The organism is Candidatus Planktophila sp., assembly GCA_030681675.1.
Lineage (GTDB): Bacteria > Actinomycetota > Actinomycetes > Nanopelagicales > Nanopelagicaceae > Planktophila.
The window spans coordinates 40645-59713 of sequence record JAUXRP010000015.1; the positions used below are offsets into that span (position 1 = coordinate 40645).

A 19069-nucleotide genomic window follows, 5' to 3' on the forward strand; every position below is an offset into this window, starting at 1 on the left:
TAAATCTCGACTTGCACATAGTTGAAACTTTAACTATAGTAGTTGAATGTTCAACTACTCTTCAAAGGGTAATTGGACTAGCCCACGTTCGATTTCAACTATTGCCTTCTAGAGGGAGCAGATTTAATGACAAGTTCAACTATTTCATCGTTAACCGGAACATACACAATTGATGCCAGCCATAGCCAGATTGGCTTCACAGCCCGCCATTTAATGGTGACTAAAGTCCGTGGCGCATTCAACGAGTTTTCAGGTGGCGGAATCATCGATTTCGAGACTCCTGCCAACTCAAAGGTCGAACTAAAGATCCAGGCAGCAAGTATCGATACTCGAAATGCTGATCGTGATGGCCACCTCAAGGGCAGCGACTTCTTCGACATGGAAAAGTTCCCAGAGATCACATTTGTTTCAACATCTGCTGTAAAGAATGGTGATGCCTATGCAGTGACAGGCGATCTCACAATCAAGGGAGTTACCAAGCCTGTAACAGTTGAGTTTGACTTCACTGGAACAGCCGTTGATCCATGGGGTAACACTCGTATTGGTTTCGAAGGCAAGACAACAATTGATCGCACCGAATGGGGCGTTAATTGGAACACAGCACTTGAGGCTGGTGGCGTTCTTGTAAGCGAGAAGATCAACCTTGAGTTTGAGCTTTCTGCTATCCGAAGTGCAGACGTCGCCTAAATAAAAAAGTGCGGGCGTCGCTTAAATAGAAAAGTGCAGACGGTTGCCTAAATAAAGAAGTGCAGGCGTCGCCTAAATAAAGAAGTGCAGACGTCGCCATATTAAAGGGTATAGGTGGGAATTGATTTCTCCCATTGATATCAAAGTCCTGAAGATCATAGTTGTTAAATGTTGGACTGCTAGTCATAGATTCTGAAATTAGAGAGTCGACTGACTGGCAGTCCAATTTTCATTGTCAAAATAAGTTCTATGTGCACTTCTTCGGTGCCAATAGAACTAAAGCGATGTTAAGAAGCGCCGACTTCAATACGATCGAACTTCAATACGATCGAACTTCAAACACTAACTTTCGGAAAATTTAGTGTTGTCCGCCGGGACCATGGCCATCTTTGCCCGTTAAGCCTCCGTTGCGAGGCTACTTTAATATCGGTCCAAATCGTGAATTCGAATTTTCTTCGGGAGCATCATCATCTAAACCATTGGCCGAGCTGCCTTTGAATCCCAATTTTGCCAACAGTGGAGCGAGAATTTTAACATCAGGAAAATATTCGCGGCGTAACGCAATGTAGCCCATGACTAATCCAAATAAACCAATGAGATGTACGACGAATGGAAGATCTGGGTTCGAGAAAAACATCAAACCGACCCACAGCGACATAGCAGCAAAAAAGCCATGAAGAATTTTCCTTATTACATTTAAGAAGAGAGATTTTGTTCTGACCGCACTAAGAGCTATTGCGATTGGTCCAGCGAGAAAGGCAATAAGGAATAAGATCATAACAACTATCGCCAAGCTCTCCATTTTTCTCCCCTATATTTCTGATTCGCTGGATTTTAACTGTACTTGACGTTCAAATCTCTTGCCACTCATCACGAATTGCGGAAAAGAGGGCCATATCGATCTGGGAGCCATCGTAACGACGTGATTTCTTACGTAAAATACCTTCAAGATTATACCCGGCCGCTAGAAGTAGCCTCTTTGATGCCAGATTTTCAAAATCAACCAAGGCCTCAATCCTTTGAAAACCCATCGATTCAAAACCAAAATTCGTTAACATTCGCGCAGCGGTCGTACCAATGTTTTTTCCTCGCGCATCGGATCTAATCCAATAACCCAGCTCTGCAACTAGATCGGGAAGATCCAGGCTGTGAAAAGAGATGATGCCGGCGAACTTTTTATCGCCTCCATTACCGAATTCAATTGCAAAGGGAAGCTCTGTCTTTTCAGCTAGTGATTTAGGGGTTTTTTCGCGGACGAAAAACTCTGCATGCGTCATGGTGTAATCACGTGGCACTCGAGTGAACTTGGGGATTTCTGGATCCTGGCAACTCTCATATATTTCTGGAATATCACTCTCATTAAGTGGTCGCAAAGTGATTAATCCATGAGAAAGCGTTGGTACTTCAGATGGCCACCAGATCATTGAGAGAGTATGGCAGTGAAATGGTCATTATCCTTAAACAGTTTCATTTATGGGGCGGGAAGGAACAAAGTATTTCTTTCCAACTGGGGATGTCCACTCGCACGAGCCATCTGAATTGCTAATAAGTGCCCAACGACCATGCGTTTTTAATCGATGATGCCGACGACACAAGAGTCCTAGGTTTTCCGGTTTAGTCTCACCACCTGTCTCCCAGCTGTGCGCATGATCAATATCGCTGTTTGACGCTGGTTGTCGACAACCAGGGAAACGACACGTGCGATCACGGGCGAGTAGAAAATCTACGAGCGCTTGCGGCGGTTCATATTTCTCGCGTCCATAGTCTAAAAGATTTCCTGTCTGCGGATCGGTAATAAACCTCTTCCATGTTGCATCAGATGCTAATTCACGCGCAACCGATGCTGGAATTGCACCGTAACCCGAGAGTTGGCCAGGGTTTTCAGCCAAACCAAGAAGCGTTGGAAGATCTATCGTTACATTTACGGTTACTGGACGACGGTGGGGGCGAACATCGTCGACATTACTTGCCAAAGCTTGCGAGAGAATGGAGGTGAGCGCATCGGCACGCTTGTTATCGGCAGAAAGTAGTGACCATGTATCGGTCGCGCTCTGTGCACCGGTTGCAGATATACCTTCATGTGTGTCGCTCACGTTGTTAGTGCTCGTTGCATCACAGTCAGCATGAGTCGAGAAGTTGACGGCGGATTCGTTGCGCTTCTTCTCATCTATCTCATTCATCTTCAAAATGTATGCTTCGATTGATTTCATAACTATCTGTGCATCCTGTGCTGGAAGGATAGCCACCACAGTAGCCATTCCATCGGCTTCGTTATAACAACTAACGCGACGAGACTCACGGGCTCGATCAACAACCTGTTCAAACTCGGCAGGTGCTAAGGCAGCGATAGTAGTTCGAACTTTGTTAGCAACTTGTCCCGGAGTGTGAAATTCAGCGTGAGCTAATGCCTTTTCCTCTATCTGGTAGATCGCAAACTCACTTATGCCATCTCTAATAGCGGCAGCAGTTTCCTTAGCAATTACTGTCGCATGCGAGGCGGAGATTTCGCCCATCGCCAGTGCTGAACATGTATTAGGAAGGTGATTGATCAATGTGCGTGCTACATCAATTCGCATCTGCGCGGTATTTCCAGATAATCGCAATGCCGCTGCAACTTCTTCCCGTTCAGCCTCATCAATCCCATCCCAACTCTTTTCGGGAGTTGATGGATCGTTTCCAGCCACTGCAACAATCGCCTTTTGCATCACCGCCTGTAACCATGCACTTTGGCGCTCGAGGGCACTTAAATAATCGATACGTCCACTTTGATTCAATTCATTGGGATCAATGGCAACTAAACCGGTAAGAGTTTGAATACCTGGATATGCAGTGAGTAAGACAACTACGCGGGTGTTGAGATCGGTATCGAGGTCTGCTGCAGAATCGTTTCGTGCAGAATCGTTACCTGCAGAATCGTTTCGTGCAGAATCGGTGCCGAGAGCCGCCGGGGAATCGTTGCGCCCATAACCATTTCGTGCAGAAGCGTTGGTAAGCGATTCGTAACTCGCTTTCCGAATCGCTGCACTTGTCATAGGCAAGACTCTCTACTGAGCCCCTGACATTATTGAAAAGTTATTAACAGGTATCTTCAACAGGAGGTCGGTTTCCTTGCCTAAGATTCTTTAAGAGTTGCCTGATGAGATCGTCGGGATTGAAGCCGAAACACCTGCGTGAGGAGATCCTGGGTTTGAGGCTTTTGGTATCGACGAAGCAGGTGTAAGGCTTCAATAATCCACTTCCAAAGTTTTTCTTTAGCCCTCTTGCATCTTAGTTGGCGCACCGTGAACTTTAAGAACATCGGATGCATTACTCAGATCGGCTTGTGGAGTCGAAACTGAGCTCTGTTTTGATCCCTCACCACTGCGGTTCAAAGGCTTCTTTGCATCATCTCTATACATCGCTGGAACCGTACCCAGCAAACCCTTTTGGAAATCTTCAAAAGCTTGGAGAACTTCACGCTTAGTATTCATGACAAATGGCCCCATCCATGCGACGGGTTCATTAATAGGTGCTCCACCTAAAATAAATAACTCCAACGCAGGGGAGCGGCTCTCTTGCGAATCAGCGGCGCGCACCACAATCGTGTCACCTTCACCAAAGACCGTGGATTGACCTGTCTGTACAGGGCGGTGTTCATCACCGACAAAACCAAAACCTGCAGCAACGTAGACCAGTGCGTTGTAATCCTTACGCCACGGAAGACGAAGTTCTGCACCGGCTGCAACCGTTGCGTGGATTAAAGTAATTGGAGTCTGCGTTGTTCCAGGACCAGAATGTCCGTCGACATCCCCTGCGATAACGCGAATCAACGCACCACCATCGGCCGAAGTTAAGAGTGCTACATCTTTAGCTCGCACATCTTGATAAGCAGGTGGAGACCATTTCTTTGCAGCAGGTAAGTTGACCCACAATTGAAAACCGTGAAATAAACCACCACTCATGACCAAACTCTCAGGTGGAGTTTCAATATGCAAAATCCCGGCACCAGCAGTCATCCATTGTGTATCTCCATTTGAAATCCTTCCACCACCACCGTTGTTATCCTTGTGATCAAAGATTCCGTCAATTATGTAGGTAACGGTTTCAAAGCCGCGGTGTGGATGCCAAGGAGTTCCCTTAGGTTCACCCGGTGCGTATTCAACTTCGCCCATCTGATCCATCATGATGAATGGATCGAGTTCGGACATATCTATTCCAGCAAATGTTCGACGAACCGGAAAGCCTTCACCCTCATACCCCTGCGGCGCAGTAGTAACACTCTTAACTGATCGGGCACGAGCTCCAGGAACTTCACTCACTCGTGGCAAAACAGTGATATCGGCAACGGTTATAGCTGGCATATTCTCTCTCCTTAGTTGTAGCCAATAGTAGTTGAACTTTCAACTACATGCAACCCGATCCAAGAGAAAGGACCGACCACGTCGATTTTCGCAGTTAAGAGTTCGTAGAAATCCTATCTTTGTCTGAAGTGGACGACTGCGTTGAATTTAGCCTCACTATCAAGCCCGTGGGATTTCGAAGGACGAGTTGACAAGAAGATCGAGAGTTCGGCAGATTCCCGACAATATCCACTATTTGCCCTACAACGCATACCCTTAGAAAATGCTAAGAATCCAATGCATCACCATTGATTGCCACAATCCGACGGTCCTCGCGCAGTTCTGGGCACAAGCACTCGGCTGGAAGATGGATGAAAACGCCACGGAGAATGAGGCCTATATTGAAAGCAAACTAGGACCAACTAACATCGATGGCTACCCAGATCTTCTCTTTATTAAAACGCCTGACCAGAAAAGTACCAAGAACAGAGTGCACTTAGATCTTCGCCCGACAAATCAATTGGAAGAAGTTGAACGCCTTGAAAAAATCGGCGCCACACGAATTGAAATAGGGCAGTCTAGTTATAGCGAAACAACATGGATAGTAATGGCAGATCCCGAGGGAAATGAATTTTGCATACTTAAAGCTCTTGGTTAAAGAGCTTTAAGCGCAGAGACCACCTTAGTTAGTGATGCCTTTGCATCACCGAACAAGAGCATGGTCTTAGGATCATATAAAAGCTCGTTTTCGATTCCAGCAAAGCCTGGACGCATCGAACGCTTTAAGAAGATGACATTAGCTGCGTTTGAAACATGCAGAATTGGCATTCCATAGATTGGACATCCTGGAGTATTTTCAGCGGCAGGATTAACAACGTCATTTGCACCGATAACTATTGCTACATCGGTCTGGCTAAAGGTTGGATTAATCTCGTCCATCTCCTCTAACTGATCGTATGGAACATTTGCCTCTGCCAACAACACATTCATATGTCCCGGCATGCGACCTGCAACGGGGTGAATTCCATATGCAACATCTATCCCTTTAGACATCATTAAATCCGCTAATTCGCGCACTGTATGTTGTGCCTGGGCAACGGCTAAACCAAAGCCTGGCACGATAACCACTCGACGTGCGTAGTTAAGCAAAATTGCAACGTCATCAGGTGAGCCAGAACGTACTGGACGTTCTTCAGCAGAATCAGATGCAGCTTGTGGTTTTGCGGTGAATGCACCAAAGAGCGTTCCAAATAATGAACGTCCCATTGCCTCGGCCATTAAGCGCGTCAAGATTGTTCCAGATGCACCGACGAGAGTTCCGGCGATGATTAAGAGAACTGAGTCAAGTACATAACCACTTGCTGCAACGGTCAAACCAGTAAATGCATTTAATAGCGAGATGACGATAGGTACATCTGCGCCTCCAACTGGAAGCACAAAGAGCACACCAAAGAGAAGTGATAAGCCGGCAAGTACAAGCAGAGGTGTAGTTCCTAGGGCTGACACAACCCAACCACCAACTCCAATTACGCTAACTAAGGTAGCGGCGATTATGAATCGGCCAGCAGGAAAGATCACTGGTCGAGTTGTCATAAGCTCTTGCAACTTCATGAAGGTAATAATCGAGCCGCTAAAAGATACACAACCGACGATTACGGTAAAGACGGTGAAGATAACTTCAGCCGTTGTCGCTTCATCGCCTAGGCGAAGGTATTCAACTATTGCGACAAGAGCGGCCGCTCCGCCACCTACACCATTAAATAATGCAACGAGCTGAGGCATCTGCGTCATCTGCACTTTACGTGCTGCAGGTACACCGACAGCTAGACCAACAAATATCGCTCCGAGAATCCAGCCCAGATTATTTAATGGAAGTGAAGATCCAGGTGCTGCATAAAAGAAGACAACAAGCGTTGCTAGCGTTGCACCGAATGCACCGATTAAGTTTCCACGACGCGCTGTCTTTGGATGCGAGAGGCCTTTAAGGGCAAGGATGAATGCAACCCCTGCAGCTAGGCCGATGAGGTCATACAGTGTGCGGCTCATTTTTTCTTTCCCTTGAACATTTCAAGCATTCGATCGGTAACTACAAAGCCACCAACCATGTTGATGGTAGCCAATACGATGGCTGCAACTGCAAGGCTTAGTTCAAGATTGGTTGAGCTGTGATCGGCCACAATGATTGCACCCACCAGAATCACACCGTGGATTGCATTTGCGCCTGACATCAGCGGAGTGTGCAACGTGGATGAAACTTTAGATACAACTTCAAAGCCGACGAAGACGGCTAAAACGAAGATAGAAAGGATTGCTATCGGCTCCATTTACTTACCTCCTGCATTTCTACGAGACCCACCATGCGTAACGGCCGCCCCATTAATAATTTCATCCTCGAAGTTGAGTGCGAAGGCGACTTTTTCATCATCCTTAGCTGGAGTAGTAAAGAGAGTCAAAAGATTTACAACATTGCGCGAGTATAAGAATGATGCGTGGAATGGAAGCTGGCTTGGAACATCTTTTCCACCCCAGATTCGAACTCCACCTGATGTTGTAATAATTTCGCCAGGCTTTGATCCTTCAACATTTCCGCCAGTTTCAGCGGCTAGGTCGATGATGATTGTTCCCGGCGCCATTGAATTGACCATAGCCTGGGTCATTAAACGCGGCGCCTGGCGTCCCGGTACGGCGGCGGTAGTTATCACTACATGGGATTTAGCAATAAATGGTGTGAGAAGTGCTTGTTGTTGTGCCGCACGATCTTCAGTCATCTCTCGCGCATAACCGCCAGCCCCCTCTAAAGCTTCGAGTTCAAGTTCGATAAATGTTGCACCCATCGAACGAACCTCATCGGCAGATGCTGGACGAACATCGTATGCAGATACAACGGCTCCTAATCGACGTGCTGTTGCGATTGCTTGCAAACCTGCAACACCTGCACCAAGAACTAATACTTGTGCAGGAGTGACTGTGCCTGCAGCTGTCATAAGCATTGGGAAAAATCGAGGCGAGAGTTCGGCACCTACTAACGCCGCACGATAACCGGCGCATAATGCCTGAGAAGAAAGTGCATCCATAGATTGAGCACGCGAAATTCGCGGAACAAGTTCAAGTGAAAATGCAGTAACCCCTGCAGCAACTGCCGCGTCGATTGAATCAACTGCAGTAACCGGTGACATAAAACTTATAGTTATTGCACCTTTCTTCAACGTTGCAATCTGAGTTGGCGTTAATGGTTGTACAGAGAGAACGGCATCAGCGGTGCTGAGAACCTCACCGTTCGAGATCGTTGCACCAGCGTTGACATAGTCTGCATCTGTTGCTTGCGAAAGTACTCCGGCACCAGATTCGATAACTACATCGAAACCTAGTCGAGTCAATTTATTGATAATGTCGGGAACTAGCGCCACGCGCTTTTCACCCTCATGAATTTCTTTAGCTACGGCTATAAGCATGCGGGAAATACTACTGGCTAGAGCCTTTCAGGTCACATCTGACAAGGTGATATAGCAAAGATTGAATGGTGGTTCTGCGGTGATATGCCTCTCGCCAAATGAGTGATTTTGTTCCGTCAATCACAGAGGCTTCGACCTCTTCACCACGGTGCGCAGGTAAACAGTGCATGAACACAGAATCTTTTTGTGTGAGTGACATTAAGTTTTCTGTAACTGCAAATGGTGAGAGTGCTAGCACTTTCGCATCGCGTTCATCTTCGGAGTCGCCCATGGACATCCATACATCGGTATACAAAACGCTTGCATCTTTTGCCGCTGCCTCTGGATCATGAAGTACTTCAATCTTTCCGCCGTTTTGCTTTGCAATATTTTGTGCGATTTCAACAACTACAGGATCAGGTGACCAACGACCGGTTGGAGTCGCCGCAACTACATGTGCACCCATAATCGCGCCCATAATTAACCAAGCATTCGACATATTGTTTCCATCACCTAAGTAAACAAATTTGCGACCGGTAATATCTTTTCCAAAGTGTTCGCGAATAGTTAACCAATCTGCAAGAAGTTGTGTTGGGTGATCATCATCTGTTAATGCATTAATAACTGGAATCGATGCATTAGCGCCTAGTTCATTTACATCTGACTGGGCAAAGGTTCGAATAATCAAGGCACTGCAGTAACTGCTAATAATCTTTGCCGTATCGGCAATACTTTCACCGCGACCTAGTTGCAACTCGTCACCGCGGATGAATATTGGAGTTCCTCCAAGATGGGCCACAGCCGTTTCTGAGGAGAGTCGGGTCCGAGTAGAAGGCTTGGTCATGTAAATCGCAACGCTCTTATTGGCTAGAGCAGTGTTAGAGCGCAAGGGATTAGTTGCAAAATCAGCCGCCGTTTCCAGCAAGAGCTCAATATCTTGTCGACTCAGATCCTGGGTGCGTAGTAAGTCCTTCATTTGCGAATTCTACCCGTAGTTTCTCAGGCGCTGAAGGTATTCTAATCCACCTTATGGGAATCTTCAGAAAAGGCACAATCGAGAGCGAGTCAGATACCGATCTCTTAACCAGACCTGTCCTAGAAGATGACGATGGCGGGCATGACCGCTTTGCCCATTATGTAAAGAAGGACAAGATAGTTGAGTCAGCAGTAACAGGTAAATCGGTTCGTGCACTGTGTGGGAAGAAATGGACGCCATCCCGAGATCCTGAAAAGTATCCGATCTGCCCAACGTGTAAAGAAATCTATGCAGGCCTGAAGCAAGCACCAGAAGATAAATAGCGATGCACAGTAAGTTTCGCATCGCCACTGTATTGTTGCTGTGCACGATCTTCTCTTTCGCGCTCACCTCTAGCGCAGTGGAAAACCAACCTCGCACAATCGTCAGTGGGTGGATTCCTTACTATTCAGTCAAAACTGTTCTACCTTTTATAAAGAAATTACCAACCGCTAATCCTCCAATTGCGGGTGCACCAGTTACTTGCGAACCAAGTGAGTACACCCCTCAAGATATCGTTGCATTAAATGCCTCCTATTTGTTTACAAACAAAGACTTAATGAAAGAGGTAATGCCCTTTTGGTTCTCGTTAAAGTCGCCGACATTCATTCGTAATGACTACACAACTGGCAATCCATCGTGGCCGATGGCTGACACACTTTGTTTAATGCGTAAAACTGGTTTGAAAATTATTCCAACAATGACAGATGGCACCAACAAGTTAGTTTTAAGTGGATATTTAGCTAATCCTCAAACCCGAACAACGATAGTTAATACAATTGTGGATTTAGTCAATAAGAATGGGTTTGATGGAATCGATTTAGATTTTGAGGGTTTTGCCTTTGTGGATCCCAACACAACGTGGGCTAAAACTGCACCGCTTTGGGTGAGCTTCATTAAAGAATTAAGCCTTCAACTCCACGCATCGCAGAAACTCCTTTCTGTTTCTACGCCTTATGTATTTAATCCAACTGAAAAACAAAAGGGATACACGGTTTATGCTTGGGCGGAAATCGCCTCGAGTATCGATCGTTTAAGAATCATGACGTATGACTATTCAGTTGCCAGACCTGGGCCAATCGGCCCTATAGCGTGGACTGAAAAAACTATGAAGTATGCAATAAGTATTATGCCGGCGTCAAAGGTCTTTATTGGTTTACCCGGATATGGTCGAGATTGGATTACATCGATTATAGGCACATGTCCTACGAATGCACCTGTTGGATTAAAAGTTGGGTCAAGAGCTGCAACTTTCAAAATGAATTATGCAAACACTAAAGCGGCAATCGATAAAGCAATTCCTGTCTTTGATGTGAAAAATAGTGAAGTAACGTATTCCTATGTTCAGACATTTAATGGATTAACTTCCAAGGGGGCCGCGACTTCTTGCACGGTATCACGCACAGTTTGGTATCAAAATGATCGGAGTTATACCGAACGAATGAACTTAGTCGCCAAGTATCAACTAGGAGGTGCTGCTTTATGGACCCTTGGCATGGAGGATCCAACTGCTACTACCGCAATGCGAAATGTCGCACTTGCTATTGCACCTGCCGCTGTAAAAAACTCTTTAACTATTGAAAACGTTGAGTCGAAGACGGTCAATTATGGCGATATATTCACTCTCAAAGGAGTCCTAACTCTTAAGGACAATGTACCGATAGCTGGGCTTGAAGTAAGTATTGAAATGAAGCGTGAAGGTGAAACGGCATGGACAACAATTGCAGCGTTGGCTACTGCAGAAGATGGTTCTATTTCTACTCCTATAACCATTGGACGAAGCGCCGCTTTTCGCTTGACTACAACTGGTACCTGGGAGCGTGCAGAATCAACTAGCAATGAAGAGTTTGTCTTAGTGCGCCCAAAACTAATTCTCGAGCGGCCCTCAACAGTTCAACACGGCAGACCGATCCACATAACAGGCAAGATATTGCCTCTCACAACTGGAGCTACCGTGATGCTTCAACGAATAGTTGCAGGTAAGTGGCAAAATATCGGTGTGAGCACAGTGACTGATTCAAATGGAGAGTTCAGTTTAGAAACCACCGAAGTGGCAAGAGGTATTGCGGTTTTAAGAGTCCAGATTATTAACGGCGAACAGGAGATTACTTCTCCAGAGTTATCAATTGTGGTTCGATAATCATGGTGAAACTCGATGAAGCCCCTGCCACAGAAATTAAAGAGGATTTAGAGGAAGCTATACATGCCGCCTTTATTAGTGATAAACCATGGGTCACAATCGTTTGGGATGATCCAGTAAATCTCATGTCGTATGTCACGTATGTGTTAATGAAGCTTTTCAATTTTACGCGAGAGAAAGCCCATGAATTAATGATGCAGGTGCATACTCAAGGCAAAGCGGTTGTGTCGACTGGAAGCCGCGAAGAGATGGAGCGCGATGTATCGCGGTTACATGAGTATGGCCTTTGGGCAACGCTTCAACGCGTAGACCATGAATTATGAGCAAGAAATCGAATAGCGATAATCCTGGGTTTACTCGCCACGGTAAGAATGACTATGTAGCGAATTTTTCACCATCAGAAAAAGAAGTTTTAATAAATCTTGTGCAGCAGATAATTGAACTCTTAAGCGAGCGTACCGACAATCACAGCGAAGATCCTTTAGCTGAAATGATTGGGATTACTAGCCATGATTCGCCACCTGAAGACGAGGTTCTACTTCGGTTATTACCTAATGCCTATTCCGATCAAGTTGAAGCCGCTGAGTTTCGTAGGTACACCGAATTAACTTTGCGTGCTAATAAATCTGTTAATGCTGTGTCGATGCATACAGATTTGATGAACTCGACGGATGGCTGCATTGACATTGATCATCAAGGTGCAAATGCTTGGCTTGGTGCAATGAATGATATTCGTCTGGCATTGGGCGTGAGATTGAAAATTCAGAGTAACTCTTATGAGGAGCTAGAGATTTTGGCACCCGATGATCCAATGCGTGGTGTTTACGCGGTCTATAGTTGGTTGGGGTGGCTTCAAGAGAGCTTAATTCAAGCATTGATGGATGATGCTATCTGACGCAGTATTCCGCGCGGTAGGATTTACGATATGAGCAACGCGCCAATTGGAATCTTTGATTCTGGAGTAGGCGGACTTACGGTTGCTAGGTCGATCTTAGATCAACTCCCAAATGAATCCACACTATATATAGGTGATACGGCCCGCGGCCCGTATGGACCTCGACCACTGGCTGAAGTGCGTGAGTTTGCACTTGAGAGCTTAGATTTTCTAGTCGAGCAAGGCGTAAAAGCCATTGTCATTGCCTGCAATACGGCGAGTGCTGCGATGCTTCGCGATGCACGCGAACGCTACTCAATTCCTGTTATTGAAGTAATCCAACCAGCTGCTCGTCGAGCGGTCTCTGCAACTCGGACTGGAAAAATTGGTGTAATTGGTACTCGCGCAACTATCGACTCAGCGGCGTATTTAGATGCCTTCGCTGCAGCGCCTCAGTTGGATATTACGTCGATTTCTTGCCCGCTATTTGTCGAATATGTAGAGCGAGGCGAGACTTCGGGAGATGCGATTACTGAAATTGCCCGAGAGTATTTAGCACCTTTCATCGATGCAAAAATCGATACTTTGGTCTTAGGGTGCACGCACTACCCACTTTTAACTGGCGTAATTTCATACGTCATGGGTGATAGCGTCACACTTGTTTCCAGCGCCGAAGAAACGGCTAAGGATTTGTACAGAACTCTGGTAGAAAAAAACCTTTTGCGTATCCAGCAAGATGAGCTACCGACACATAGATTCTTGGCAACTGGCGATGCGGATGCATTTGAGAGTTTAGCTCGTCGTTTTCTCGGCCCTGAAGTAACAAAAGTAGAACATCAAGAGCTTTAGCCAGTCACACCTGCGTTCAACTTAACAAAGCAATAGGAGCACTACATGGCAAGAAATGATGGAAGAGAAGTTAGCGCTTTGCGTGAAATTAAATTTACACGTGGTTGGTTGGACCATGCCGAAGGCTCAGTACTAGTTGAGTTCGGTAAGACTCGAGTTTTGTGTGTTGCTTCTTTTTCTCCTGGAGTGCCACGTTGGTTAAAGGACAGTGGAACTGGATGGGTTACGTCAGAGTATGCAATGCTGCCACGTGCAACACATACTCGCTCTGATCGCGAAAGCGTAAAGGGAAAACTTGGTGGGCGAACTCAGGAGATTTCTCGTTTAGTCGGTCGCTCATTACGCGCAGTCGTTAATACAAAGGAGCTTGGTGAAAACACAATAGTAATTGATTGCGATGTACTTCAAGCCGACGGCGGAACGCGTACTGCAGCAATAACTGGTGCATACGTTGCATTAGCAGATGCAATCACTTGGGCTAAAAGCCAAGGTCACATCAAGACCACGGCTAATCCAATGAGCGATTCAGTTGCAGCGGTGAGCGTTGGAATAATCGATGGTGTTCCGATGCTAGATCTTTGCTATGAAGAGGATGTTCGTGCTGGAACAGACATGAATGTCGTTGTTGCCGGTGATGGTCGCTTTATAGAAGTTCAAGGAACTGCCGAGGGGGAGCCCTTCGATCGCGAGCTACTCAATCAACTCCTAGATCTTGCGGTCAATGGATGTAAAGAGTTAAGCGAACTCCAAAAAGCAGCGCTCTCTCAGTAGTTGGTTGTCGACTCAACGATGAAGAGAGTTTGAAAAAGTGTCTAAAAAACTTGTCATAGCTACCCGCAATACTGGAAAGATTGTTGAGTTCCGTCGCATTCTCGATTCGATTTCAGTAGGCGCAATTGAGTTGATTGGGATTGATCAATTTCCAGATTTAGTCGATGTGGAAGAGGTTGGCTCAACTTTTGAAGAGAATGCACTCTTAAAGGCGAGGTACACAGCCACGATGACTGGCCTTCCAGCTATTTCCGATGACTCAGGACTATGTATTGATGCACTCGGGGGTTGGCCTGGAATCTTTTCCGCACGATGGGCCGGTCAACATGGAAACGATGAGGCAAACTGTGAGAAAGTTTTAGAGGAGTTAAAAGGGGTTGGAGATGAAAACCGGGGTGCTCACTTTATTTGTAGTGCCGCCCTTGTCATGCCCGATGGTCGTGAAAAGGTAGCAGAAGGGCGTTTTGATGGAACAATCCTGCATCGCGCCATTGGAGATCAAGGTTTTGGCTACGACCCAATTTTTCAGCCCCTTGGTATGTCAATCTCGTCGGCACAGTTGAGCGCCGAGGAAAAGGATGTGGTTAGCCACCGAGGAAAATCACTCCGCGCAATTGCTCCGCATGTAATAGAAATGCTCGGTGGGCTGAGGTAGCCTTGCCTCATAGGCGCGCGTTATTTGCGAGCGCATCGCTATCCAAGGAGTTATCGTGGCCGTAAAAAAGAAGAGTGCAGCGAAGAAAGTTGCTAAGAAGGCAGCCGCTAAACGAGTAGTTAAAAAAACTGCCAAGAAGAGCGTTGCCAAAAAATCAGTTGCTAAGAAAAAGCTTGCTAAAAAAGCTCCTGCCAAGCGTGTAGCGAAAAAGTCCGTAGCAAAGAAGTCCGTCGCGAAGAAGTCCGTAGCAAAGAAGTCGGTAGCAAAGAAGTCCGTCGCGAAGAAGCGTGTAGCGAAGAAGTCCGTCGCGAAGAAGCGTGTAGCGAAGAAAACGCCTGCCAAACGTGAAGGCACAAAGAATGCGGCGAATCCAGTAACTCAACGTGTGAGCGTTTCAACTACACCAATGCCACCGAAACCAACTCCTGTTGAGACAAGCCCAGTAGTGCAAAGCCCAGTAGTGCAGAAGCCAGTAGTGCAAAGCCCAGTATTGCAAAAGCCGGTTGCAACTCCTAAGCAAACAACTTCAAGTCGAGTAGCTTTCCTCGTTATTGCAGGAATCGTCATTCTCGCTGCAATCGTATGGTCAAAATCTGGAACCGATCGAGATGGAGCAGCAAAACCTTCCCCATCAATTACTGAGTCTGCAGAGCCAACTGAATCGGCAACTGCAGAGCCAACTGAATCCGCGGTGCCAGTTGTTGCAGTTGAGGCACCATCGAAGTTCGTGGCACTAAAAAGTAGCGATGGATTAAAACTACGATGGGTTGCACCATCGGCAGTAGATGGCTTAACTGGCTACAACGTTGAGGTGCGACCAAACGGTGCTGGTGACTGGATGATAATTGCAACCGTTCCAATGGATCAACTAACACAAAATGTTACTAAGAGTTCAGATACTGGATGGACACAGTTCCGTGTCTCATCTGTGTACTCGGATGGACAGATTGCTTCTTCTGCAATCTTTGGAATTCCGGGGGAGTTTAAGTAAGAGTTTAGTTAAATAATCCTCAACGTCTTGCACGTTGGGGATTATTTTTTCACTTTTGTTTTAGAGTTGCGCCGCTATTGCATCGACATAAGCGCGAACTCCTGATTGAACCAGATGCACACCATCGGGCGCAAAATATTCAGGGTGTCCTTGTGAAATTACATTCCAGTCAACCAGCAGCGCTCCATATTTTTCGGCGAACTGGGCTATCAGAAGATTATTCTCATCACGCCAACTACGTGGAACTGCCGTGTTAACTACTATTATTTTAGGCTGATCTTTAACCTCTTCAAAAATTTCGGCAACTTGGGCTTGGGTTAATTTATTGTTATTTCCCAAATTGAAGACAACTGTTGAATCCAACATTCGTAATTTGTCATGGGCCATTACTTCAGTGAGTTCTGTGGCCTGTCGTCCAACTCTGGCATTAATGAGTGAAATATGAGCTCGGGTTTCGAGTTCAAAGCGAATTCCGAGTATCACAGAATCGCCAGTAACCCATAAGCCGGTGGTGTTGCTAGCACCAGTTTCTTGATTCGATGCATCAGGCATATTCGATGCATCAGGTAAACCTGTGAGATCCGTTTTAACTTGGACCATAACTCGATCCGTACTCTGAATTGCATTCACGGTTACTACAGAAATTAAAGTTACAAGTGTTACTAATGAAAGCGCGACTAATGATTTCTGCCGAAGTTGCACTCTCTTAGTTCGGTATTTCATTCCTTTAAACCAGTACTCAACTAAACCACTTCTGATTGGAAGTTCAACAAGTCGTAAAGAAATATCGGCCAAGGCAAAGACAATAAGAACTCGTAGAGCAGTCAGAGCCCAAGCCGAACCTTCAATATCAACGGCCGGTCTAGTCACTTGGAATACGACCCAATGCCACAAGTAAATCGAGTACGAACGTTCACCTATCCAGACGGCAACTCTGCTACTCAAAATTGGTGCAAATCGTGAGGCCGGGTGAACAATCGACGTAATAATTGCGCAACCAAATAAACCTGCAAGAGGAAATGCTAATTTATAAAGCGTTGGGTCGGTCTCATCAATAAAAAGAAAAGTTGCAATTATTCCGACGAAACCAAAAACTCCAATTCCATCTATGAAATCCTGTGCATGCTTGTCGACATCTGCTTTTAAATTTTGCGGAATCCAACTCACCGCTAAAGCGGCACCAAGAAATAAACCAATACTGTGAGTATCAGTACCAAAATAAACATGGCTTATTTGTGAAGCATTGGCGGCATCTACTTGGTATGAAACAACTAATAATGCAATTCCGGAGACGGTAGCGATTATCAGCGCTGCTCCAGGAATCTTGTTCTTGCCTAAATAGCGCAGAACAAGAAGTAAAATCAAGGGCCACATAAGATAGAACTGGGCTTCAACGCCAAGTGACCAGGTATGTTGTAAAAGTGGCGGTCGCGCAATTGAATCGAAGTAATCTGTATGGCGAAAAACTAACCACCAATTCATCGCTCCTATAAAAGCAAAGGGAGAATCACTGACAAAGCGGCGAGCAGTTTCAGGTGCCCAAAGGCCAATAAAAATCGCGGTCGTAATCATCATAAAAGCTAGCGGCGGTAGTAGTCGACGCACACGGGCCTTATAAAAAGCGCGCAAATCTAAACCACCACTTCGTGCAATCGAATCGAGAAGAAGACGTGTGATGACATAGCCTGAGATTACGAAGAATAGATCTACACCTAAGAAGCCACCTGGAATCCACGTAAAACCTAAGTGATACAACATAACCGCTATAACAGCTATAGCGCGCAAACCATCAATGGCAGGGATGTATCGGATACCGCGAAGCGTTGCCATGGCTAACTACTTACGTGCGGCAGATTTCTTAGCAACTGATTTCTTAGCAGTTTTCTTTGGAGCCGCGATCGCGGTCTTCGTGCGTTCACTAGTAACCTTTATTGGACCTGAGTTAATAATCGTGTTATCTGGATTGAGATTTTCCATCACACTTTTATGGAGATCTGCTAAACGCTCAAAAGCAGTTTCAAGTCTGGCACGGGATTGATGAATCGCACCTTGGGCTGCATCTAATGAAGCGGTTTGAACTTTGTAAAGACGCTCGGCCTCGGCCATTACACCGATTAACCATTGGCGGTAATTAGAGACCTCATGTGTTGCATCACCGATGATCCGCTCACCCTCGCGGCGTGCTGAAGAAGTAAGGGCAGCGACTTCGCGCTTTTTACTCTCTAACAGGGCTGAAGCCTCGGCCTCGGCCTGCGCGAGCATCTGCCCCGCCTCCTCTTCGGCGGCAGAGATGTATTTTCGTCCACGGGATTCTGCACCACTTAGAATTGCACGGGCTTTGGTATCAGCTGCCTCAAGCTCCTCTTTAGTAATGCGAGTAGTTTCAGATACTAGGCGAGATGCAGTTGATTGCGCCTTACTTTCACGCGCTTGAGCCGACTTAATCATTGCCATTGCAGTTTCCGTGGCAAGAATTTCAAACTCTTCTTTAGTCAAAGCATTAATGTCACGGCGTGATCGAAGATCGGCCAACTGTGCTTCGAGTTCACGAATTCGATCTACTGAGGATGGCTGGTTCGGCTCTTCACCTTTAAATCCAACCCAGTTTAAAAATGAACTTTTCTCGGCCACCTTGTACCCCGCAGTTCGTGTGAATAGAGCCTTAGGTTAGAGCAAGGCCTTACTTACTGTAAATCGCTACTGAAATCGCTATGTACTGCGAAATCCAAGCGGCAAGTACGAATATGTGGAAGAGCTCATGGAAACCAAAGTACTTTGCTTCACGTCCAGGGCGTTTAAGCGCGTAAAAAATCGCCCCCACCGAATAAAAAAGACCTCCGATAACGATGGGAAGCAATACCCAAAGGCCACCGGCACGATAGAGCTGTGGCATATATACAACTGCGGCCCACCCTAGAAGAAGGTAGCTAGCAACGTATAGCCAGCGGGGAGCGCCAAGCCAAAAAATACGCATTCCGACTCCGAGCGCTGCTCCTATCCAAACAACCGATAGAAGAATGGTGCGATCTCGCCCTTCAAGAAGTGTGACTGCAAAAGGCGTACACGAGCCAGCTATAAGTAAGTTGATATTGGCATGATCAAATCTGCGCCAAATCTTTTTCTTTGAAGGAGACCAGGGGACTCGGTGATAAATAGCTGAAACACTAAAAAGTAAAATTGCGGTAATTGAATAAATTGCAACGGCAAATTTAAAAGATTCCTTGCTTAATATAAATAAAACTAAAGATGCGATGATTACAACTGGAGTTGCGCCCAGATGAAACCAACCTCGAAGTTTCGGTGGCGCTATAGGTTGCTGATCCATGGATTAAGAGTA

Annotated in this window: 21 protein-coding genes; 10 read left to right on the plus strand and 11 right to left on the minus strand. The window is 46.1% G+C overall.

Going from position 1 to position 19069, the window contains the following annotated elements; genetic code table 11:
* Positions 1 to 126: 126 nt before the first annotated feature.
* Positions 127 to 687, plus strand: a complete 561-nt coding sequence (locus Q8K48_03790) for a YceI family protein (GenBank protein ID MDP1851519.1) — start codon at positions 127 to 129, stop codon at positions 685 to 687.
* Positions 688 to 1102: 415 nt separating this feature from the next.
* On the opposite strand, the gene Q8K48_03795 is transcribed toward Q8K48_03790, so the two are convergent.
* The 4 genes from Q8K48_03795 to Q8K48_03810 form a co-directional block, all read right to left on the minus strand.
* Positions 1103 to 1489 (minus strand): hypothetical protein, encoded by a 387-nt coding sequence (locus Q8K48_03795; protein ID MDP1851520.1) that lies wholly within the window; start codon positions 1487 to 1489, stop codon positions 1103 to 1105.
* 49 nt (positions 1490 to 1538) lie between these two features.
* Complete coding sequence (locus tag Q8K48_03800) at positions 1539 to 2111, minus strand: GNAT family protein (GenBank protein MDP1851521.1); 573 nt, start codon at positions 2109 to 2111, stop codon at positions 1539 to 1541.
* 33 nt (positions 2112 to 2144) lie between these two features.
* Entirely contained in the window at positions 2145 to 3719 is a 1575-nt protein-coding gene (locus Q8K48_03805) for a DUF222 domain-containing protein (GenBank protein MDP1851522.1), read from the minus strand.
* Between the two features lie 219 nt (positions 3720 to 3938).
* The gene (locus Q8K48_03810; protein MDP1851523.1) at positions 3939 to 5027 is read right to left on the minus strand and encodes a pirin family protein; all 1089 of its coding nucleotides are present in this window, start codon (positions 5025 to 5027) and stop codon (positions 3939 to 3941) included.
* Positions 5028 to 5289: 262 nt separating this feature from the next.
* Between Q8K48_03810 and Q8K48_03815 the strand changes: the two genes are divergently transcribed.
* Positions 5290 to 5664, plus strand: coding sequence for a VOC family protein (locus Q8K48_03815; protein MDP1851524.1), 375 nt, complete (start codon positions 5290 to 5292; stop codon positions 5662 to 5664).
* Here the strand turns inward: Q8K48_03815 and Q8K48_03820 are convergent.
* The 4 genes from Q8K48_03820 to argF are packed head-to-tail and all read right to left on the minus strand — an operon-like array spanning position 5661 to position 9413.
* A complete protein-coding gene (locus Q8K48_03820; protein ID MDP1851525.1) occupies positions 5661 to 7052 on the minus strand; it encodes an NAD(P)(+) transhydrogenase (Re/Si-specific) subunit beta in 1392 nt (463 codons plus the stop codon). The genes Q8K48_03815 and Q8K48_03820 overlap by 4 nt on opposite strands.
* The gene (locus Q8K48_03825; protein ID MDP1851526.1) at positions 7049 to 7330 is read right to left on the minus strand and encodes an NAD(P) transhydrogenase subunit alpha; all 282 of its coding nucleotides are present in this window, start codon (positions 7328 to 7330) and stop codon (positions 7049 to 7051) included. The genes Q8K48_03820 and Q8K48_03825 overlap by 4 nt, the downstream gene beginning before the upstream one ends.
* Complete coding sequence (locus Q8K48_03830; protein MDP1851527.1) at positions 7331 to 8458, minus strand: Re/Si-specific NAD(P)(+) transhydrogenase subunit alpha; 1128 nt, start codon at positions 8456 to 8458, stop codon at positions 7331 to 7333.
* Between the two features lie 10 nt (positions 8459 to 8468).
* Entirely contained in the window at positions 8469 to 9413 is a 945-nt protein-coding gene (argF, locus tag Q8K48_03835; GenBank protein ID MDP1851528.1) for an ornithine carbamoyltransferase, read from the minus strand.
* Positions 9414 to 9466: 53 nt separating this feature from the next.
* On the opposite strand from argF, the gene Q8K48_03840 reads away from it, so the two are divergent.
* From Q8K48_03840 to Q8K48_03875, 8 genes are all read left to right on the plus strand, one after another.
* Complete coding sequence (locus Q8K48_03840; GenBank protein ID MDP1851529.1) at positions 9467 to 9736, plus strand: DUF3039 domain-containing protein; 270 nt, start codon at positions 9467 to 9469, stop codon at positions 9734 to 9736.
* A 77-nt stretch (positions 9737 to 9813) separates the two neighbouring features.
* On the plus strand, positions 9814 to 11592 hold the full coding sequence (locus Q8K48_03845; protein ID MDP1851530.1) for a glycosyl hydrolase family 18 protein: 1779 nt from the start codon (positions 9814 to 9816) through the stop codon (positions 11590 to 11592).
* A gap of 2 nt (positions 11593 to 11594) precedes the next feature.
* Positions 11595 to 11915, plus strand: coding sequence for an ATP-dependent Clp protease adapter ClpS (gene clpS / locus Q8K48_03850; protein MDP1851531.1), 321 nt, complete (start codon positions 11595 to 11597; stop codon positions 11913 to 11915).
* Positions 11912 to 12487, plus strand: coding sequence for a DUF2017 domain-containing protein (locus tag Q8K48_03855; GenBank protein ID MDP1851532.1), 576 nt, complete (start codon positions 11912 to 11914; stop codon positions 12485 to 12487). Before clpS ends, Q8K48_03855 begins: the two co-directional genes overlap by 4 nt.
* Positions 12488 to 12517: 30 nt before the next feature.
* A complete protein-coding gene (murI, locus tag Q8K48_03860; protein MDP1851533.1) occupies positions 12518 to 13315 on the plus strand; it encodes a glutamate racemase in 798 nt (265 codons plus the stop codon).
* 45 nt (positions 13316 to 13360) lie between these two features.
* Positions 13361 to 14086, plus strand: a complete 726-nt coding sequence (gene rph, locus Q8K48_03865) for a ribonuclease PH (protein MDP1851534.1) — start codon at positions 13361 to 13363, stop codon at positions 14084 to 14086.
* A 37-nt stretch (positions 14087 to 14123) separates the two neighbouring features.
* Positions 14124 to 14741 carry an RdgB/HAM1 family non-canonical purine NTP pyrophosphatase gene (gene rdgB, locus Q8K48_03870; GenBank protein ID MDP1851535.1) on the plus strand — a complete coding sequence of 206 codons (618 nt, stop codon included), beginning with the start codon at positions 14124 to 14126 and terminating at the stop codon, positions 14739 to 14741.
* A gap of 55 nt (positions 14742 to 14796) precedes the next feature.
* Positions 14797 to 15732: a histone H1-like repetitive region-containing protein gene (locus Q8K48_03875; GenBank protein ID MDP1851536.1), complete on the plus strand. Its 936-nt coding sequence runs from the start codon at positions 14797 to 14799 to the stop codon at positions 15730 to 15732.
* 60 nt (positions 15733 to 15792) lie between these two features.
* Here Q8K48_03875 and Q8K48_03880 read toward each other — a convergent pair whose 3' ends face one another.
* From Q8K48_03880 to Q8K48_03890, 3 genes are read right to left on the minus strand one after another with little or no spacing between them, the layout of a single operon-like run.
* Positions 15793 to 17562, minus strand: a complete 1770-nt coding sequence (locus Q8K48_03880; protein ID MDP1851537.1) for an acyltransferase family protein — start codon at positions 17560 to 17562, stop codon at positions 15793 to 15795.
* 6 nt (positions 17563 to 17568) lie between these two features.
* Positions 17569 to 18363, minus strand: coding sequence for a hypothetical protein (locus Q8K48_03885; protein ID MDP1851538.1), 795 nt, complete (start codon positions 18361 to 18363; stop codon positions 17569 to 17571).
* A gap of 49 nt (positions 18364 to 18412) precedes the next feature.
* Positions 18413 to 19057 (minus strand): hemolysin III family protein, encoded by a 645-nt coding sequence (locus tag Q8K48_03890; protein MDP1851539.1) that lies wholly within the window; start codon positions 19055 to 19057, stop codon positions 18413 to 18415.
* Between the last annotated feature and the right edge of the window lie 12 nt (positions 19058 to 19069).

What these genes read in the sequence shown, in the direction of transcription:
- Q8K48_03790 (MDP1851519.1), top strand. Translation starts at nt 127, where the DNA reads ATGACAAGTTCAACTATTTCATCGTTAACCGGAACATACACAATTGAT.
- Q8K48_03890 (MDP1851539.1), bottom strand. Translation starts at nt 19,057, where the DNA reads ATGGATCAGCAACCTATAGCGCCACCGAAACTTCGAGGTTGGTTTCAT.
- Q8K48_03815 (MDP1851524.1), top strand. Translation starts at nt 5,290, where the DNA reads ATGCTAAGAATCCAATGCATCACCATTGATTGCCACAATCCGACGGTC.
- Q8K48_03820 (MDP1851525.1), bottom strand. Translation starts at nt 7,052, where the DNA reads ATGAGCCGCACACTGTATGACCTCATCGGCCTAGCTGCAGGGGTTGCA.
- murI (MDP1851533.1), top strand. Translation starts at nt 12,518, where the DNA reads ATGAGCAACGCGCCAATTGGAATCTTTGATTCTGGAGTAGGCGGACTT.
- Q8K48_03855 (MDP1851532.1), top strand. Translation starts at nt 11,912, where the DNA reads ATGAGCAAGAAATCGAATAGCGATAATCCTGGGTTTACTCGCCACGGT.
- Q8K48_03800 (MDP1851521.1), bottom strand. Translation starts at nt 2,111, where the DNA reads ATGATCTGGTGGCCATCTGAAGTACCAACGCTTTCTCATGGATTAATC.
- Q8K48_03795 (MDP1851520.1), bottom strand. Translation starts at nt 1,489, where the DNA reads ATGGAGAGCTTGGCGATAGTTGTTATGATCTTATTCCTTATTGCCTTT.
- rph (MDP1851534.1), top strand. Translation starts at nt 13,361, where the DNA reads ATGGCAAGAAATGATGGAAGAGAAGTTAGCGCTTTGCGTGAAATTAAA.
- Q8K48_03880 (MDP1851537.1), bottom strand. Translation starts at nt 17,562, where the DNA reads ATGGCAACGCTTCGCGGTATCCGATACATCCCTGCCATTGATGGTTTG.
- clpS (MDP1851531.1), top strand. Translation starts at nt 11,595, where the DNA reads ATGGTGAAACTCGATGAAGCCCCTGCCACAGAAATTAAAGAGGATTTA.
- Q8K48_03830 (MDP1851527.1), bottom strand. Translation starts at nt 8,458, where the DNA reads ATGCTTATAGCCGTAGCTAAAGAAATTCATGAGGGTGAAAAGCGCGTG.
- Q8K48_03825 (MDP1851526.1), bottom strand. Translation starts at nt 7,330, where the DNA reads ATGGAGCCGATAGCAATCCTTTCTATCTTCGTTTTAGCCGTCTTCGTC.
- Q8K48_03805 (MDP1851522.1), bottom strand. Translation starts at nt 3,719, where the DNA reads ATGACAAGTGCAGCGATTCGGAAAGCGAGTTACGAATCGCTTACCAAC.
- Q8K48_03810 (MDP1851523.1), bottom strand. Translation starts at nt 5,027, where the DNA reads ATGCCAGCTATAACCGTTGCCGATATCACTGTTTTGCCACGAGTGAGT.
- argF (MDP1851528.1), bottom strand. Translation starts at nt 9,413, where the DNA reads ATGAAGGACTTACTACGCACCCAGGATCTGAGTCGACAAGATATTGAG.
- Q8K48_03840 (MDP1851529.1), top strand. Translation starts at nt 9,467, where the DNA reads ATGGGAATCTTCAGAAAAGGCACAATCGAGAGCGAGTCAGATACCGAT.